Raw genomic sequence first — 14,444 nt, forward strand, 5'->3', positions numbered from 1 at the left:
GCTACCACAATTGAATCATACGGCCCTTGCTTGTGGTTAGAACGGCCAGAAGAGGGGAATGAGAAGCACGGCGGCCAGCCAGAGGATGAGGTTGAGGGGGAGGCCGACTTTGACGAAGTCGGCAAAGCGGTAGCCGCCCGCGCTGAAGACGTAGGTATTGGTCTGGTAGCCGATGGGGGTGGCGAAGCTGGCGCTGGCCCCGAACATGATGGCGACGACAAAGGGGCGCGGATCGACCCCCATTCCTTCCGCGATGGTGATCACGATGGGGGTCATCAGCACGGCCACGGCGTTGTTGGTGACGATTTCGGTCAAGGTGGAGGCGAGGAGGTAGATCACGGCCAGCACGATGAGGGGGCCAAAGGGGCTCAGCCACTGGGTAACGCCTTCGGCCACCAGCTTGGCGGCCCCGGTATTTTCCATGGCTTGTCCCAGGCCCAACATGCCGAAGATGATGAAGAGAATGGGCCATTCCACGCTGTCGTAGGCTTCGCGGGGATCGACGCAACCTAGGATCATCACGGCCACTGCGCCCACGATGGCCGCCGAGAGGATGGGCACCCCGAAGGCGGCGAGGATGACCACGGCCAGGATGATGGCGATGGCCAGGGGGGCTTTGTTCCGGCGGTAGGGGCGCTCCACTTCGGTATTGAGGAAGATGAGGTCTTTCTGGAGGTTCTGGAAGCGGGCGAGGTTGGCTTCCGGGGCTTCCAGCAGCAGGGTGTCGCCCAGGTTTAGGCGCACGTCTTCCAGTTCCCGCTCCCAGAGATTGGCTCCCTTGCGGTGCAGGGCGGCCACGATGATGCCGTATTGCTGGTGGAGGCGGAGTTCGCGTAAGCTTTTACCGAGATAGTCGGATTGCGGGCCGATCATGGCTTCGGCGATGCGGACGCGGCTCTTGGATTTGGTGTCCCGGCTGGTGTGAAAGGTGACGAGGGAGGACTCCGCAATCTCGGCAATGCCCCGTTGACTGGCTTTGAGAACGAGGACGTCGTCTGCTTCGAGGATCTCCTCCCCCAGAGACCAGGTGTCGATGCGCTGGCCCCGTCGCACGAGGTAGAAGACGCGGAAAGCTTTGCTCTTCCACAGGGGGGTGTCCTCCAACTTTTTGCCCACTAGGGGGGATTCCTCCATGACGGTGGCGCTGGAGAGGAAGTCCCGGGAGTCATCGTTGGGCAGAAGGGTGGCGAGGGTGGGGCGGTCGGGGAGGAGCTTGCGGCCGATGGTGAAAAGATAGGCGGTGCCGATCAGGGCGTAGAGAATGCCGAGGGGCGCGATCTCGAAGACCCCGAAGGGCTCCAGCCCGCTGCCGGTCGCGACCCCGGCGACGAGGATGTTGCTGGAGCTGCCAAAGAGGCTCATGGTGCCGCCGAGAATGGCGAGGAAAGAGAGAGGCATCAGTAGGCGGGAGCCCTGGATGTCCGCCGAGCGGGCAAAGGCCAGCACCACGGGTAGGAAGACCACCACCAGGGGCGTGTTGTTGATGCAGGCGGAGAGCGGTAGAACGATGAGGGCCATGATGGCAAAGCCCCGGGTCTCGCTCTTTCCTGCCATCTTCTGAAAGACGTGGGCGAGCTGGTTGATCACTCCCGTGCGGGCAAGGGCCGCACTGAGAACAAACATGGCTCCAATGGTGAGGGGGGCTCCATTCTGGAAGACCTTGGCGACATCTTCGGCGCTGAGCATCTGGCAGATGATACAGAGAGCGAAGGCCCCCAAGGCGACGAGATCGGCGGGCAGCCATTCTTTGACGAAAAAGAGAAAAGTGCCCCCCAGGATGAGGAAGACAGCAATGATTTGAAAGTGCTCCATCTTGGTCTGCTCAAGCATAGGAGAAGCACCCCTTCTTTGTCCTTAAAAATCGTGGGGGCTGGAATCATTCCGAGATGCTATTTGTTCGTCCGTCGGCGTTTGCCGAGGGCTGATAGATAGTCCCCTCTTTGATTTCATCTCACGGAAAATTGTTTTAACGCATCAATGATAAAACGATTAATTTTCAAATTGATTTTTTTCATAAAAGTGGTATCCGCCGGGCATGTTCGAGCCTCCCTTGTTGAACCTGCGATTCTCTATTTCCTGCCTAGCCGCTTTTTCTTCCCTCACTGCATGGGGCGCGGGCGACAGCGCCTATTTGATAGATTCCACTGGTTTGACCCGGATCACGGGGGTGGGGACCGCAAACCCGCAATCAAGCGTGATTCCGGGCGTTGCGGGCAAGGACATCGAGTTTAATGCGACCAGCCGCCAGTTTTATGTCCTGGCTGAAGCTCCGGCCGGGGGGCGCCTGCTCGAGACCTATGACAATCAGTTCAATTTGGTTTCTTCTTTTCCGCTGACGTTTTCCAGCGGGGGTGCTTTTGGCGCGGCCAGTTTTGCTTTGGACTCCGGCACTGGAAATCTCTATGCCACCGAGGGGGGCGTCAACGGAGGCACGGCGACTTCTTCTTACCTGGTCGATCCGGCGACGGGATTGGCCTCTCTGTATGAGACGGTGGCTGACCGCTCTCACCAAAGCCTCTTTGTTTTTGGGAATGAGATTTATTACAACGACGAGAATTACATTTTCTCAGATGCGATTCGCCAAGGTGCGGGTGATCCTCCTCCGCTTCATCGCATTGGAGTTGGAAATATTGCCGAAGGGGCTGATCCCGAGGAGACTTATCCCGCTCTCACCAGCGATGTGATTGGGTCGGCTCTGGTTGGGCCGGACGGCTTTCTCTGGGTCTCGGCCAATTATCAAGGCGATAATTATTTGATTAAGTATGATTATACGGGAAATGAATTCTCTACTTTCCAGTTTATCATTGATGACCATGTCACGAATCATGGTCGCTTGGAAATCTACGACACCAGCTATAACCATACGATCTTGCCTCTTGGCCCCGGGATGCCCGACGGATTTACCATCGCTGATTCCGCTTCGGTGCCTGAGCCCTCGAGCGTGTGGTTCTTTGGAGCTGGGTGTGCTTGCGCGTTCTTGCGGAGGCGAAGGGGGTGAGCGTTCTGTCGGATAGTAGGCGGCCCTGGGGCTTCATTTTGCTCGCCACGGGGGAGCCTTTCCGGTTGGGTCTCGGGCATGACTCGACCAGACGGACGCCAAGCCGATGAAATGCGCGAATTGACCTTCACTCCGAACGTGGCTCCCCATGCCTCGGGGTCGGTGTTGGTCTCCTTTGGGAATACCCGCGTGATTTGTGCGGCGACCATTGAAGAGTCGGTGCCGGGCTGGATGCGTTACCAGAAGGTGGAAGGCGGCTGGCTGACGGCCGAGTATTCTATGCTCCCCTATTCCACCCACGACCGCAAGCGGCGCGACATCACCAGCGGCAAGCTCGATGGGCGCTCTACGGAGATTCAGCGGCTCATTGGTCGCTCTCTGCGGGCGGTGATCGACTTGAAAAAGCTGGGGGCCCGCACTCTGTGGGTCGATTGCGATGTCCTGCAGGCCGACGGCGGCACCCGCACGGCCTCCATCACCGGAGGGTGTGTGGCCTCCGCCATCGCCATCAACAAGCTCATGGCCGAGGGCAAACTGAACGACTTTCCCATGAAGAGCCTGGTGGCCGCCATCTCCTGCGGTGTCTATCAGGACGAGGTGGTGCTCGATTTGAATTATCCCGAAGACAAAGATGCCTCCGTCGACTCCAATCTGGTGATGACCGAGAATTTGTCCTTTGTGGAAATGCAGATGTCCGGGGAAGAGGCGACCTTTAGCGAAGACCAAATGGCCCAAATGGTGGCCGTTGGAAAAAAGGGGATCTCCGAGATCGTAGTCAAGCAGCGGGAGGCGATCCTCGCCGCCGAGCGGGCTGAGCCCGTCGACCTCGCCAGTTTGGCCGCTGCTTTTCAAAAGTAAATCCGGGCCGCCGCCATTGAACCTTCCATGAATCCCGATCCCACTGATCCCGAATACCTGATCGAGTCGACCAACGCGATGTTCGTCGTCTGCGGGAAAGAGGGGCGGATCCTGACCGTCAACCGGATGGCGGAATTGGTCACCGGGTATCAGCGGGAGGAGTTGATTGGGCAGGATTGGTTTTCTCTCCTCGTGCCCCGCGATCGCTATCCCTACGTTTGGGAAGCCTTCCTCGCTTGTCGCGATGAGGAGGATTTCGTCTGGGAGTTCGAGAACCCCATCCTCACCAAGGATGGCAAGGAACGGTTTGTGTCCTGGCGGAATACGCCTTTTCAAGAAAACGGTGAGACGGTGGGCACCATCTCCTTCGGGATCGACATCACCAATCAGAAGCGCTTGGAAGGGCAGCTCTTGCAGGCCCAGAAGATGGAGGCGGTGGGGCGACTGGCGGGTGGAGTGGCCCATGACTTCAACAATATGCTGACGGTGATTCTCGGGCAGATTGAAGTGATTCTCTCCTCCCTGCCTGCGGACCACGGGCTCACCGAAAGCGCCCGGGCCATTGAGAAAGCCGGCCGCCATTCTCGCGATGTCACCCGACAGTTGCTGGCCTTTTCCCGCAAGCAGATTTCTTCGCCCGAGGAGATCGATCTGAATGAGCAGATCGGGGCCATTCGTAGCACGGTGTCGCGGTTGATTGGCGAGAGTATCAATCTCGTCTTTGAGCCCGGACCGGACCTTTGGCAGGTCTGTATCGACCCGATGCAGATTGAGCAAATCATGATGAATCTCTGCATCAATGCCCGGGATGCCATGCCCGACGGGGGGGATTTGATCGTGCGCACCCGCAATGAGGTCATCACCCGGGAATACAGTTCGCGCCAAGTGGAAGTGGTCCCCGGGGACTATGTGCGCATTGACTTTGAAGACGAAGGGGAAGGAATGGCGCCCGGGGTGCTGGCCCACATCTTCGAACCTTTTTACACCACCAAGGAGTGCAATCAGGGCACGGGCCTGGGGTTGGCCACCGTCTATGGCGCGGTCAAGCAAAACGGGGGATTCGTCAACGTTTACAGTGAGGTGGGGCAGGGGACCACCTTCGCCATTTTTCTCCCTCGCTCCGGGAAGTTGCCCATTCGCAAGGTGCCTTCGCCAGCCGGAGAGGCTGTCGCGAATACCGAGACCATTCTTTTGGTCGAGGACAATGAACTGGTGCGTGAAATGACCGAGCAATACCTCCGCAGCATTGGTTACCGGATTCTTTCCGCTGACGGCCCGACCCAGGGGCTGAGGGAGCTGCAGGACCACCGGGAAGAGGTCGATCTTCTCCTCACCGATGTGGTGATGCCCGAGATGAATGGAGTTGAGTTGAGCCAAAAGGCCAAGGAGATCGCCCCCGAACTCAAGATTCTCTTCATGTCGGGATACACGGAAAACGTGGTGGTGCGCAACGGTCTGCTGAAGGACGAGATCGCTTTCATTCAGAAGCCCTTCAGTCTCGATGCCTTGGCGGACAAAATCCGGGGCGAGCTGCAGAAGGCTTGAGAGGGCTCGCGCCTGCCGATCATTCCTTTTGCAAGCGGGCATAGACCCCTCCGCGGGCGAGGAGTTCCCCGTGGGTGCCTGCTTCCGCGATTTTTCCCGCGACGAGGACGTAAATGCGGTCCGCCTCCTGCACCGTGCTGAGACGGTGGGCGATCACGAAACTGGTGCGATTGCTCCGCAGGCGGCCCAGGGCTTCCTGGATTTGGCGTTCGGTCTCATTGTCCACCGCGCTGGTGGCCTCGTCGAGGAGGAGGAGGGGAGGGTTCTTCAGCAGGGCGCGGGCAATGGAGATGCGCTGGCGCTGTCCGCCGCTCAGCTTGGCCCCGCGTTCGCCGGTGAGGGTGTCGAGCCCCTCGGGCAGGGCACGCACGAAGGAGGCGGCATTGGCGGCCTCCAGCGCGGCCCAGATTTCATCATCGCTGGCCTCGCTCTTGGCTAGGAGCAGATTTTGTCGCAGGGTGGTATTGAAGAGAAAGCTCTCCTGCGTGACGTAGCCCGTGTGATCGCGCAGCCATTTTTTGGAAAGCTCGCGCACGGGCACCCCATCGATGAGGATTTGCCCCTCCTGGGGGTGGTAAAAGCCGGTGAGGAGATTGAGCAGGGTGCTCTTGCCCGAACCCGTGGGACCGACGAAGGCGATGGTTTCGCCCTTCGCTGCCTGCAGGCTCACGCCCTTCACAATGGGCTGGTCGGCTTCATATCCGAAGGTCACTTCCTCGAAACGGATTTCTCCTGCCAGATGGGCCGGCTCTTGGCCTTTCGTCAGGTTGCGCTCCGCTTCGTCGTCGAGGATTTCGTAGACCCGTCGTCCGGAAACCAGCCCGCTGGTGAAGGTCTTGCCCAGTTGGCTGAGGCGGGAAATGGGCTCGAAGAGGTAGCCCCAGGCAAAGAGGAAGGCCCCGATGACTCCGATCGTCACCGAGCCATCGGTGAGGAGCCAGTAAGAGCCCATCGCCAGCATCATCACGATGCCGGACTCCGCCACCAGGCTCACGCTGGGCCAGGTCACCGCATTGGCCCGCACCACATGCATTTGCGCCGCGCGCACCTGATCGCTTTTTTCGGAAAATTCCACCAGCTTCTCGGGCTCCACGGTGTAGGCCTTGATCTGGCGGATGCCGGCCAGGCTGTCGTGCAGGGAGGCATTCAGATCAGCGGAAGCCTCCGCCACCCGGGTGTAGCGGGGGGCCCCGAACTTCGAATAGAGCCAGGTGGTGAGGCCCACCAGCGGCATGGGCGCGAGGGTGACCAGGGTCAGACCCACGTGGTGACTGAACATGAAGGCGAGGATGACCGCGATTTGAATCACGCCGCTGAGCCCCTGGTCGATGCCTTGGATGACCACTTTTTCCATGGCCGGGACATCATTGCCCACCCGGCTCATGATGTCGCCACTGGTGCGCTGGTCGAAGAAGCGCAGGGGCATGCGCTGGATTTTGTCAAAAAGCTCCCGCCGCAGATCGTGCACCACCCTTTGCTCGAAGGCGGTATTGAGCACTGTGCGGCCCATCACCATCACTTGGCGCAGGGCGATGGCCCCCACCGCCAGTCCGGCCGTGGACCAGATGAGGTCGGCGCGCTCGTCCGCGATGATGACATCCAGGAAGCGCTTGGTCATCAGGGGCGGAACGAGGACGAGGAGAGTGCTGCCGATGGCGAGGAGGAGGACGCCCAGAGCGAGGCCGGGGTAGTGGGTCGCTTTGCGAAAAATGCGGAGCAAGGTCGCCATGGCAGAAAGGCTCTGATTTCCAGCGCCAGCTGGCAAGGTCGTGATGGGTCACTCTCGCTCTAGGCTTGCCAGGGGGAGGGGCTTTTTTTAAGGGACCGGGTCCGTGATTGCTTCCCCCGCTCCAGCCAGTGCTCCCTCCCTGCCCGGAGGCTTCACCTTTCTGCGCGATATCTTTGCGACGGAGGAGCTCGCTGCAGCGCGGCGGGGACAGGAAGCTCTCATGGCGGGGGAGAACGACCGTCAGCCCCAGTTTGCCTGGCCCGCGCCCCGGGCGCGCAAGGCCCGCTCGTGGAAGCTGCCCTACGCGACCCACTTGCGCAGCGAGCTGGCGGGGCTGGCTCGATCCCCGCGCTTGCTGGAGGCGATCGCGGAGGCCTCCGGAGCACGCACGCTGCGCTTCTGGTTCGATCAACTCCTTTGGGAAGAGCCCGCCCGGCGACCGGGGAATGATTATCATTGGCATACCGAGCGCAGCCGCTGGAAGACCTGTCAGGCTCCCCTCATGGTCACCGCCTGGGTGCCTTTGGCAAAAATCGCGCCCGCGATGGGGCCCATCACGATGGCCCGGGGGACGGCGGAGCGGCGCTGGCTGGAATTCCCCGACGGCTGGGCCCCGGCAGCGGAGGACATCGTGCCCGCCTCCGTGCAGCCCGGCGAGGCCGCGCTCTTTTGCTGGCACACCGTCCATGGCAATCCCCCCAACCGGGCCACCGCTCCCCGCCGCGCCATCGCCCTGCACTACGCCGTGGATGAGCTGAGCTACCGTCGCCATGGCAAGTTCAGCCACCTCAACGAGCGCTGGGTGCGCCAGCGGGATGGCCAGCCCGACTTTACCGACGAGCGCGTCTGTCCGCTGGTGTGGAGGGGGTAGAGGGTCGCCGCCGCCGCAGGAGGGGAAGGCTGGCGAGCAGGGTGAGCAGGCCGGTGGCCGGTTCCGGCACGGTGGTGAACTGTAAAAGGCTGCCGGTCTGGGAAAAGACGCCCGCGAAGGAGGCGTCCGGCGCGGTGTATTGATAATCGGCGGGGTCGATGGTTGAGCTGCCGAAATGGATGAGGTCGTAGGTCCGGCCCGCGACCCAACCATTGTCCTGAAAGTCGAAGGTCACGACCGAGCCATCGCTGGCAAGGGCGCCGGTGACGGTGATGAGATCGCTGGTGGCGGGATTGAGGCCGAGCTCGAACTGGATGCGGCTGTTGTCCGCCAAAGTCAGGCTCTGAGCGGTAAGATGGCCGGGCGAACTCCCGGGAGCCAGAGTGGAGTTTTCCAAATTGAGGGCGGCGAAGGTTCCGCTGCCGCCGATGGTGGTTCCGCGATAGGCGTTGGCCGTTCCGGTGAGGCTACCTTCCAAATAGAGGCCACCCTGCCCCACATTCAGGGTGGAAAGGTCGTTGTCGCCATGGAGGGTGAGGCTTCCATTCCTAGTCTTCAGCAGAGTGCCTCCGCCGGAGAATCCGGCAAAGTTGGGAGCGGTGCTGATGGCGTTGCCCATGATGTCGATACTGGCCCAATCCGAGATGACGATTTCTCCCGCCTTGAAGTTCTCGAAGAGATTTTGCACCGGATAGTCGATGTCGAGTTCCGCTCCGGTGTCGAAGTGGATGCGCGAGTCGGAGTCGGGGTGGGTGGTGATGGTCCAGGCGTGAAGATCACTGGAGGGGCCGATATTGACCACCCCGGTCGAGCCCGCCTGGCTGCCGATTTGCAGATGGTGGGCGATGAGGTTGCCCCGGTTGATGAGGTTGACCGTCCCGCTGCCGGAGACGCCTACCAGGGTGTTTCCCGCGGTGTTGTTGAAGACCCCTTCGCTGACGTTCAGAATTCCGACCGCATTCTCCTCCACGCCGAGGCGGACCTCCCGCCCGTGCGCGGCGGAGCCGAGGAGAACCTGGGAATTGTCGTTGAGGGAGAGGCTGCCGGTGCCGGCCCGGCCGATGTCGAGGCGATTGGTGCTTCCTCCGGTGATGACGATGCGGCTGTTGTCATGCAGCTCGATGGAGCCCTGGGAGCCGGCGCTGGCCCCGAGGGTCAGGAAACGGGTGGTGAGCTGGGCGTCTTGCTCCAGGCCAAGGGTGTTCTCTGCTGCGGTGGCATAGCCGAAAGTGAATTCGTTCGAGTTGGTCCACTGGGAGGTGCCGCGCAAAGTGGCGGAGCCGGAGGAGGAGCCGAAGGTGCCCAGAAAGGTGTTGTAGCTATTCAGCTCGCCCCCCGACATCGTCAGCGTTCCGGTGCCGCTCCCACTCCGGCCCAGGGAAAATGTATCTTCAATCGTGAGAGTTCCGCCGGTCTGGAGGTTGAGAGACCCGGAGCTTCCGTCAGCCAGGCCCATGAAGAGGTGGCGGCTCTCAACGGTTCCCCCCGCAAGGTTCAGGGTGCCTTGGGAGCTCTGGCCCAGAGAGATGAGTCCGCTACTGAGCCAGGAGCCTCCGCTGATATTGAGGATGCCCGTGCTGCCGGATTCTGCGGCGACGACAGAGTTCCCCGTCGTGGAAAGGGTGGCACTCTCCGTCAGATTGACGGTTCCGCTTCCCGCTCGTCCTACCACGAATCCCTCGCCGGTGCTATTGACTTGGAAGCGGGCCGTTCCTCCGAGCGTGAGCTTGCCGGTGGCTCCGCCGAAGTAGCCGAGGACGGAGCTGTCGGTGGTGACCTCACTGTTGTTCGAGAGCGTGAGATCTCCCTCCCCGCCCCGGCCAATGAGAATGTCCAGATCGTTGTTCCAGGTGCCGTGAAAGAGCTGCGCGGAGCCGGAATCTCCTCCGTTGTAACCCAAGTGGGAGAAGCGGGTCTGCAGGGTGGGAGTGGAAGCCGGGACCCCGTCCTCTCCGAGGTGGATGGAGCCCGAACCGTCGCGCCCGACGAGCAGGCCATTGGCATTTGCCGCGTCGCGAATCCAGGAGGTCCCGCCGTTTCCCAGCCTGACCTCAGTCGAGTTGTCTGGCACGTCGTCCGACCAATGGGAGGCCTCGTGCCAGAGCCCGTCACCGTTGAGAGTCCAGTGGTTCTGGGCGGCCAAGGGCAAAATGGTGAGGAGTGGGAGGGAGGTGGCCAAGCGCGGCAAATGGAGGTTCGTCATCGGTGTGGATCGTTTGGGCAAGCGTAAGCATGAGAGATGATGAAACGGCAATTCACCTAAAGAGTGGTGTTCGTATGACAGAGGGAGAGGGTTCGTCGAAGCGAGGATTCAGTAAGGAGGCCGACCTCGGGTGAGAGAAGCTGAGGATCTCTGGATGGATGGCAGGCGCGCTGAGTTTTAGTGCGATGGTGGTTTTCTTTGTGGTCTTTCCCGGGGTGAGATGTTGAGGCTTTTCCTGTCGATGAGGAGTTGGCAGGAGAGGCGGATTTAGGGCTGGAGATTTGGCTTCAGTATTTTTTCAGTTGGTGATTCCCGTTCTTGCTCAGGCCGGGGAGTCGTGCTTCTCTCCCGGCGTGCCTGAACGACTTCGTCCCGCCCTAGAGTCCCGTGATGGTTCCGCATTTCTCGCACTTGCCGAGGAGCTGCATTATGCCGATTTGGCAGCCTTTTATGAGCAGCTGGAGGATGAGGAAGAGCGCAACTTCGTGGTGCGCACCTTGTCGCCGGTGACCTTCTCGGATGCTCTCGCTGAGCTGCCGGACTCGCTGCGGGAGGATGCCATTTTGCGCTATCAGCCCTCACAGCAGCGGGAGTTGCTCAATGCGCTCTCCGACGATGATCGGGTGGACATTTTGCAGGACATGTCCGGGGAGACGCAGAGCCAGCTGCTGGATCTGCTTTCCCATGAGCAGAAGGAAATCACCCATACTCTGCTAAAGTATGACGAGGAGACGGCCGGGGGACGGATGACGACCAGTATCGGACTGGTCACCGCGAATTTGACGGTGAAGCAAGCCCTCGACAAGCTGCGCGATCTGCAGGAGTCGGCGGAGACTTTGTCCCGGATTTTTGTCATTGATGAGCGCGAGCGGCCCATTGGCTTTGTGCGTCTGCGCGATTTGGCTTTCGCTTCCCGCGATACCCCGGTGCGAGACATCATGTTCGACGTCAATGAGACCATTTTGGCCACCGCCGACCAGGAAGAAGCGGCTGCGATGGTGCGCAAGTATGACCTCTTGGCTCTCCCGGTGGTGGACGAGAGTCACCGCCTTCTCGGGGCTATCACTTACGACGATGCCATGGAGATTCTGGAAGAGGAATCGACCGAGGATATGGAGAAGCAAGCGGGTATCGCCGGGGAACAATCGGAGGAGAGCTATCTCCGCACCCATTTGTGGACGCATCTGCGCCGCCGCGTGGGCTGGCTCCTGGTCCTCGGCTTTCTCGCCATTGCGTCTGGCTACGTCATGATTCGCTTCGAGCCGGTCTTGAACTCGGTCTTTTTGCTCGCTCTCTTTTTACCCATGGTCATTGCGACAGGCGGGAATACCGGCGGGCAGGCCTCCACGATGGTGATTCGGGCCATGTCTCTGGGAGAAATTGAGAGCAAAGATGCTTGGGAGGTAGCTTGGAAAGAGTTGCGCCTGGGGTTGAGCCAGGGCCTCATCCTTGCCAGTGCGCTGGCGCTGACTTGTCTCTTGGTGTTGCCCTTGCTGCTGCCGGCGGAGATGAAGGAGATCCATCTGGGCCGTTTCACTCTGGCGGTCTCCTCCGCCTTGGCCGTCCAGGTGGTGGCGTCAACCTTGATTGGCGCTCTCTTGCCCATCGGGGCCCGCTGCATCAAGCTCGATCCGGCGGTGATCGCGGCACCGGCGATCACCACCATTGTCGATGTCTCTGGGATGGTGATTTACTTCACCACGGCCCGGCTCTTTCTCGGCTTGTAGGGCAGTCAAGAGTCAGCGGTTTTGCAAATGTTTGGGCTTGGCCAACTGCACTTCCGCCCGCTTGAAGGCGAGGGAAATTGATTTGTCGAGATTGCTCGCGCTGGCGTGGGCCTCGATGAGGCGATGGCGGCTGTCGTGGACGAGCAAGTGGACCTCCGATTGGCGGGAGAAGGCTCGCAGGTGCAGCTCCGCTTTATTCAAATCCGGATGGAGATGTCGGAGATGCTCGTGTTTGCGTTCGATCAGTTCGCGGGTGGTTTCCCAAACGCTGGTGTGCTCGCTATCGAGGTGCTTTGTGCAGTTAATAGTAGTTTTCATAAGGCCAATCCTTTCTGCAACAGGAAGTGTGCCAAGGACTCTGCGCCGGAACGATTTTGGAAAAATGATGTTGGTTTGACGTGGGGGGGTGGGATTTGCTATTGGCCCCGGCCTATGGGTTCGGCTGAGAATCAATTGGGTGTCTTTCGGGCTTCCTGCTGGGTGCTGGGGTTGGTCGCCTTTGTGGAATTGGCGGCAGTCGGCCTTGCTCTGGGTCTCGATCGTCAGCGCGAGGCCTTGGCGGCGGCAGAGCCGGTGGTGGTGGAAAAGATCGTCACCGAATACCGCACTCTTCCTCCGCAGAAGGAAACCGTGATCAAGGAGGTCATCCGGGAAGTGCCCGCCCCCATCCCGGAGCTCCCCGAAGGCCCGCCCCTGGACTACAACTTCGAGCCCGTGGCCGACCTCCGGCTCGGGACCCCCGCCATTGCCGATCCTTTGGTGGAAAAGCAGGTGGAAGACTCCCGCAAGCTCCGCATTGCCGGGGACAACATGCGGGCGCTTCTCAAGCTGGAGGATGCCGCCAAAAAGGCGCCTGATGACGCCAACGTCCTTTACCAAACCGCCGAGGTCTACAGTGCGATGGGGCTCTATGATCGCGCCGCCGACTACTACCAGCAGGTCTTCTCGCTCGGCACCATCAAAGCGGGCAATCTTTACGAAATGGCCGCCATCAAGCTTCGCGACGGTATCGAGCAGCCCGAAGACATGGCCGCCAAGTTCGCGTTGGGCCGCGTCTGGGTCTATCGCGATACCAATTATCAGGCCGGAGAGCGCGTGATTCTGACCATTCCGGTGTCGGCCGCCCCGGGGCTGAACAAGTCCGCCGATGAGTTGGAGAGCGCCCTGAACGTGCAGGTCTTCCTCTACGATGACCTCAATGGCGAGCCCAAGCTGTGGGACAGCAGTCGCAGCACGATGGAGACCAAATGGGTGACCGCGCCGGTCGATTGGCAGGAGAACGGGGAGGAACTCCTGCGGGTCACCTACACCATTCCCAGTCAGGATACCGGCACCAGTCACCTCCTGGGGCAACGGAAATACTTTGGGCAAGTGGTCGAGCTCTTTTATGAGAACGCCCTCATTGACAAAGTGGCTTCCCCCCGTCGTCTAGCTCGCGAGGTGGAGGCCCGGGGGGAGGAAGTCCATTATTATCCTGAGAACTACATCCCCGACGATTTCAACTTCGACAACCCCCTCCTGCCTCCCTTGCCGGAATAGCTTGGCGGGGAACTATTCCGGTGAAAAACACGGGTTTCGCTTGCCGAGCCGCTGGATATGTTCTTGATAGGAGCCTTGAAAACGTTCGTCCAACGCTTCCTTGCCTTCTTCCTGCTCCTCTGCGGCAGCGCCTTTGAAGCCGCCGCCCAGCTCAATGTCGACATCGAGTTCTCCCGCCGGCAATTCATCCCCCATGAATCCATCCCCATGTCGGTGCGGCTGACCAATCGCGCCGGGGCCGAGCTCCTGCTCCACGGTGACAACCGTCGTTCCTGGCTCAATGTGCTCGTGCAAGACCAACAGGGCAATCCCGTCGCTCCCTACCGCCCCATGAGTTTCCAGGCAGCCAAGATTCCGGTGGGACGCTCGGTGGCCAAACAGCTCGACCTCAACAATCTTTTTCCCCTCCACTCCTACGGGAAATACACCGTTTCCACCATCATCACCCTGCCCACCGGCGAGTCCTTCCAATCCGCCCGCAAAACCATCGACCTCACCCGTGGCCGCGTCATCTACGAGCAGCGGGTCGGCCTCGGTGGCAAGGCCCGCGATTACCGCCTCATCACCTTCACCCCCGCCCGCACCTCCATGCTCTACTTCCAAGCCGAATTGGTCGATGAGCGCCGGGTGGTGATGACCTATCCGCTGGGCGAGCACCTCCGCCACATGCACCCCGAGGGCACCGTCGACCGCCAGGGACGCCTCAATGTCCTCTACCTGGCGGCTCCCGATCGCTATGTCCACATCCTCATTGATTCCCGGGGCCAAGTGGCGGACCGGACCATTTACAAGCAGGGGCAAACTGGAAAACCTCGCCTCGTGGCCTTTGACAATGGCGAGATTCAAGTCGCCGGTGGCATCGAATTCGACCCCGAGGCCCAGCAAGCGCAACGGGACCGAATTCGGAAAATTTCCGAGCGTCCCGCCGTTTTATTCGATTAAATTTCAAAAATTCTTGCCGATTTTCCTAATTT

General features: G+C 60.4%; 11 protein-coding genes. 7 read left to right on the forward strand and 4 right to left on the reverse strand.

The features are described from left to right. Positions 1 to 36: 36 nt before the first annotated feature. Positions 37 to 1,830 (reverse strand): SLC13 family permease, encoded by a 1,794-nt coding sequence (locus tag JIN78_RS04260; RefSeq protein ID WP_200390698.1) that lies wholly within the window; start codon positions 1,828 to 1,830, stop codon positions 37 to 39. Between the two features lie 364 nt (positions 1,831 to 2,194). Here JIN78_RS04260 and JIN78_RS17700 point away from each other — a divergent pair, with 364 nt between their 5' ends. The 3 genes from JIN78_RS17700 (at position 2,195) to JIN78_RS04275 (ending at position 5,401) form a co-directional block, all read left to right on the forward strand. Continuing rightward, positions 2,195 to 2,998 (forward strand): PEP-CTERM sorting domain-containing protein, encoded by an 804-nt coding sequence (locus JIN78_RS17700; RefSeq protein ID WP_200390699.1) that lies wholly within the window; start codon positions 2,195 to 2,197, stop codon positions 2,996 to 2,998. A 78-nt stretch (positions 2,999 to 3,076) separates the two neighbouring features. Beyond that, on the forward strand, positions 3,077 to 3,856 hold the full coding sequence (gene rph, locus JIN78_RS04270; protein ID WP_200390700.1) for a ribonuclease PH: 780 nt from the start codon (positions 3,077 to 3,079) through the stop codon (positions 3,854 to 3,856). Between the two features lie 27 nt (positions 3,857 to 3,883). Continuing rightward, a complete protein-coding gene (locus JIN78_RS04275) occupies positions 3,884 to 5,401 on the forward strand; it encodes a PAS domain S-box protein (RefSeq protein WP_200390701.1) in 1,518 nt (505 codons plus the stop codon). 19 nt (positions 5,402 to 5,420) lie between these two features. Here the strand turns inward: JIN78_RS04275 and JIN78_RS04280 are convergent, their stop codons facing one another. Continuing rightward, the gene (locus JIN78_RS04280) at positions 5,421 to 7,130 is read right to left on the reverse strand and encodes an ABC transporter ATP-binding protein (protein ID WP_200390702.1); all 1,710 of its coding nucleotides are present in this window, start codon (positions 7,128 to 7,130) and stop codon (positions 5,421 to 5,423) included. Positions 7,131 to 7,233: 103 nt separating this feature from the next. Here JIN78_RS04280 and JIN78_RS04285 point away from each other — a divergent pair, with 103 nt between their 5' ends. Beyond that, the gene (locus JIN78_RS04285; protein WP_200390703.1) at positions 7,234 to 8,001 is read left to right on the forward strand and encodes a phytanoyl-CoA dioxygenase family protein; all 768 of its coding nucleotides are present in this window, start codon (positions 7,234 to 7,236) and stop codon (positions 7,999 to 8,001) included. On the opposite strand, the gene JIN78_RS04290 is transcribed toward JIN78_RS04285, so the two are convergent. Then, positions 7,961 to 10,204, reverse strand: a complete 2,244-nt coding sequence (locus tag JIN78_RS04290; RefSeq protein WP_200390704.1) for a hypothetical protein — start codon at positions 10,202 to 10,204, stop codon at positions 7,961 to 7,963. The two genes, JIN78_RS04285 and JIN78_RS04290, sit on opposite strands and share 41 nt — an antisense overlap. Before the next feature lie 353 nt (positions 10,205 to 10,557). On the opposite strand from JIN78_RS04290, the gene mgtE reads away from it, so the two are divergent. Then, positions 10,558 to 11,931: a magnesium transporter gene (gene mgtE / locus JIN78_RS04295; RefSeq protein ID WP_200390705.1), complete on the forward strand. Its 1,374-nt coding sequence runs from the start codon at positions 10,558 to 10,560 to the stop codon at positions 11,929 to 11,931. A gap of 12 nt (positions 11,932 to 11,943) precedes the next feature. Here the strand turns inward: mgtE and JIN78_RS04300 are convergent, their stop codons facing one another. Next, positions 11,944 to 12,249 carry an HPF/RaiA family ribosome-associated protein gene (locus JIN78_RS04300; protein ID WP_200390706.1) on the reverse strand — a complete coding sequence of 102 codons (306 nt, stop codon included), beginning with the start codon at positions 12,247 to 12,249 and terminating at the stop codon, positions 11,944 to 11,946. 114 nt (positions 12,250 to 12,363) lie between these two features. On the opposite strand from JIN78_RS04300, the gene JIN78_RS04305 reads away from it, so the two are divergent. Continuing rightward, positions 12,364 to 13,470, forward strand: a complete 1,107-nt coding sequence (locus JIN78_RS04305) for a tetratricopeptide repeat protein (protein WP_200390707.1) — start codon at positions 12,364 to 12,366, stop codon at positions 13,468 to 13,470. A 75-nt stretch (positions 13,471 to 13,545) separates the two neighbouring features. Continuing rightward, positions 13,546 to 14,412, forward strand: coding sequence for a hypothetical protein (locus JIN78_RS04310; protein WP_200390708.1), 867 nt, complete (start codon positions 13,546 to 13,548; stop codon positions 14,410 to 14,412). Positions 14,413 to 14,444 lie beyond the last annotated feature (32 nt).

Source organism: Roseibacillus ishigakijimensis, assembly GCF_016595415.1.
Lineage (GTDB): Bacteria > Verrucomicrobiota > Verrucomicrobiia > Verrucomicrobiales > Akkermansiaceae > Roseibacillus > Roseibacillus ishigakijimensis.

What these genes read in the sequence shown, in the direction of transcription:
- JIN78_RS04275 (WP_200390701.1), top strand. Translation starts at nt 3,884, where the DNA reads ATGAATCCCGATCCCACTGATCCCGAATACCTGATCGAGTCGACCAAC.
- JIN78_RS04300 (WP_200390706.1), bottom strand. Translation starts at nt 12,249, where the DNA reads ATGAAAACTACTATTAACTGCACAAAGCACCTCGATAGCGAGCACACC.
- JIN78_RS04305 (WP_200390707.1), top strand. Translation starts at nt 12,364, where the DNA reads ATGGGTTCGGCTGAGAATCAATTGGGTGTCTTTCGGGCTTCCTGCTGG.
- JIN78_RS04290 (WP_200390704.1), bottom strand. Translation starts at nt 10,204, where the DNA reads ATGACGAACCTCCATTTGCCGCGCTTGGCCACCTCCCTCCCACTCCTC.
- rph (WP_200390700.1), top strand. Translation starts at nt 3,077, where the DNA reads ATGACTCGACCAGACGGACGCCAAGCCGATGAAATGCGCGAATTGACC.
- JIN78_RS04260 (WP_200390698.1), bottom strand. Translation starts at nt 1,830, where the DNA reads ATGCTTGAGCAGACCAAGATGGAGCACTTTCAAATCATTGCTGTCTTC.
- JIN78_RS04280 (WP_200390702.1), bottom strand. Translation starts at nt 7,130, where the DNA reads ATGGCGACCTTGCTCCGCATTTTTCGCAAAGCGACCCACTACCCCGGC.